The sequence below is a fragment of the uncultured Clostridium sp. genome, from assembly GCF_947036855.1.
Lineage (GTDB): Bacteria > Bacillota > Clostridia > Clostridiales > Clostridiaceae > Sarcina.
Window position 1 is genome coordinate 1 of the sequence record NZ_CAMQRY010000200.1, and the last position, 2969, is coordinate 2969.

A 2969-nucleotide genomic window follows, 5' to 3' on the forward strand; every position below is an offset into this window, starting at 1 on the left:
CCAGCCCACTTACTAAAATAACTGCGCCTATTTTATTTTTAATTTCTGTTTTTTTGCTATAAACTAAATATATTGCTACTGCAAAACTTACTAATGTTACCCATACTCCAAAATAATTAATATCACTAGCTCCATAGAACATAAAAATCCCACATAATATTCCTATAATAATTGAAAATATACAATCCTTTCTATCTACTTTAATAACTCATTCTTCTATAATTGTACATTTTTTAAGGTTAGTATCTCTATAATTCCATATTTTTAAATGATACTCTTCAATAGCATTAATATATATACTATCAAATTTATCCGTTTCTTTATTAAATTTTTTTAATTTTGAAAATGTATAATGCTTTTTTACTTCAACATAAATATAGACTAATTCCTCACCATAATAATTTATTTTCTTCTTACTTATAATATTTAAATCTTCAAATTCTCCCTCAATATATTCACCTATGTATTTTTTTATATTTCCATCTAATAACTCTTCCGCCTTTTTTGTATAAAGTTCAAAAAAAGAATTATCTTCTTTTAATAAAATTTCATTTTCATTATTCGTTAAAATAATTATATTTCTTATATTCATTTATAAACTCCCCCTTCACTCAATCTTAATCTTTATATATACAATACCACCTTTATTTTCATTTTTCAAGAAAAACTTATTGTTTTTCAATATATTGTTATCAATTAAGTGAGTGGCATTTGTTAAAACAAGATGTTTTTTCATATCCCTTTTCAAAGTTACCTAATTGTTAACAATTTAGTTAAAGTTTGTTATTTATTTAACGTAAAGTTTTTTTATATGCTTCCGATAAATAGATTGTACAAAATAAAACTAATAAATAAAGGATGGTGTTTAAAATTAACGATTTACAATTCAAAAAAATAATTGACCAAAACTCTTACACAGTACTTATGAGTGATAAAACTGTTGGAACTATTAACATGGATGTAGAATTTACTGGAGCTACTGATGTTATATTGTCAACAGATGAGATAAATTTAATCGGAAGACTATTTATGGCTTATATAGGCTAATAAATTAAAGTTTGAAAATTATTCAATATAAAAAACTCCATCACCTAATATTTGGGTGATGGAGTTTGTTTTATATTCTTCTATACTATTTTTATAAGCCCGGCTTGCACAACTGTTTTTATACTAAATCTCTTAAGAACATTTCCAAATATGATTGTTACTATTCCATCTTTAACTTCTTCTACTGTTCCATGACCATTAGTATTTGAATGTACCCTTTGACCAACTTTAAAATCACCTGTATAAGCTATTTTAACTTCTTCTATAATTCCCTTTAAAAATGGTGTTTGTTCTTTAAAATCATTTTTACAAGTCTTAGGGATATATATATTTAAAGTTTCTATTGCTCTTGTAAGTGCTACATAGAAAATTCTTCTTTCTTCTTCTAAATTTGTAGCATTTTTATGAGGTATCATTTCATCTACACAATTAATTACATGTACATTTTTAAACTCCATCCCCTTTACACCATGTATTGTACTAAGAATTACAGCATCTTGTTTTATAGCCTTTGACTTTACTATATTTTCTTCAATATCTTTAACATGAGCAAAAAATGGAATTATTTTATTAAACTCTTTTGCAGCTTCTTTAAATTCTTCTATCATATCAAATAAATCTTCGGCTTTTTGATTGTATTTATTAGAATATTCTTTTATATAATCAAGATACTCTAAATCACTCAGTATAAAATCTATAGCTGTTCTAAGTGTAAGTCTATTTAAATTGGCTATATCTTTGGCTAAATCTTCTATTTTCTTTACCTGAAATGGATGTATATCTTTTGACTGTAATATAAAATTAAAGCAATTAACAACTGTTATTTCCTCTTTTAATTCTTTTATAACACCTTTAGATATATATCTATATGGCTTATTTATAGCTCTAATAAAAGCTTCTTTATCAGTTGGATCAAGTGCTAACTTTAAATATGCTATTATATCCTGACAAACAAAATGATTAAAGAAATTAAATTCTTTATCTAAAAGTCTAAATGGTATTTTTTCTTTAATTAATCTATCAATAATATTTCTTGATTCTAAATTTGTTCTATATAATATAGCATTATCAGAATAAAGTTCATCCTCTGCTGAAGATATCTTAATTTTTTCAGCTATCTTTTTACCTTGTTCTGATTCATCGTAAGGAATAACTATATCAATTAAACCACTTTCTTCTTTAAACCCTATAATATCTTTATTATCTCTTATAATATTTTTTTCTATAACTTTCTTTGATATTGCTACTATATCTTTTTTACTTCTATAATTATATTTCAAGTAAATTTTCTTTGCATCTAAAAATTCTTTTTCAAAATCAACTATTACTGCTGGATTTGATCCTCTAAAAGAATAAATACATTGATCTTCATCGCCAACTGCAAATAAATTTGCATTCATTAGTCTTAAAAATTCTACTTGAGTGTTATCACAATCTTGAAACTCATCAACAAGAATATATTTAAATAAATTTTTATATCCATTTAACATATTAGGATTTTCTTTTAATAATTCTATTCCTCGCTTTTGCAAATCATCAAAATCTAATAAATTTTTATATTCTTTATACGATTCATATGATTCAAAGCAAGCTTCAAATATATTAGTTGCTACTGTTGGTGTAAACTCACCATCATAACTAGATTTCTTTAATGATATATTGTTAAGTATTTCTTTAACTTTATCATCACTTATTTCATCATTAAATTTTTGTAGTACCTTCTTAATAACACCATAAGCTTCATAAATATTAATAATTTCAATTTTACCATGATATCTTGCTAAAATTTTATAAAACATCCCATGAAAAGTTCCAAAAAAAGGTGCATTTTCTTTTTTAAAATCGGTAATAAATCTATTTTTCATATTTTCTGCTGCTGATTTTGTAAAAGTTAAAATTATAATATTTTTAATATCTATATT

At 23.9% G+C, this 2969-nt stretch carries 3 protein-coding genes; 1 reads left to right on the forward strand and 2 read right to left on the reverse strand.

The genetic code is table 11. The annotated features are described in order from the left end of the window. Positions 1 to 208: 208 nt before the first annotated feature. A complete protein-coding gene (locus Q0V15_RS12695; RefSeq protein WP_297439509.1) occupies positions 209 to 592 on the reverse strand; it encodes a hypothetical protein in 384 nt (127 codons plus the stop codon). Positions 593 to 924: 332 nt separating this feature from the next. Here Q0V15_RS12695 and Q0V15_RS12700 point away from each other — a divergent pair, with 332 nt between their 5' ends. Next, positions 925 to 1047 carry a hypothetical protein gene (locus Q0V15_RS12700; RefSeq protein WP_297439510.1) on the forward strand — a complete coding sequence of 41 codons (123 nt, stop codon included), beginning with the start codon at positions 925 to 927 and terminating at the stop codon, positions 1045 to 1047. An 80-nt stretch (positions 1048 to 1127) separates the two neighbouring features. On the opposite strand, the gene Q0V15_RS12705 is transcribed toward Q0V15_RS12700, so the two are convergent. Then, a partial coding sequence (locus Q0V15_RS12705) for an ATP-dependent helicase (protein ID WP_297439511.1) occupies positions 1128 to 2969 on the reverse strand: 1842 nt, incomplete at its 5' end.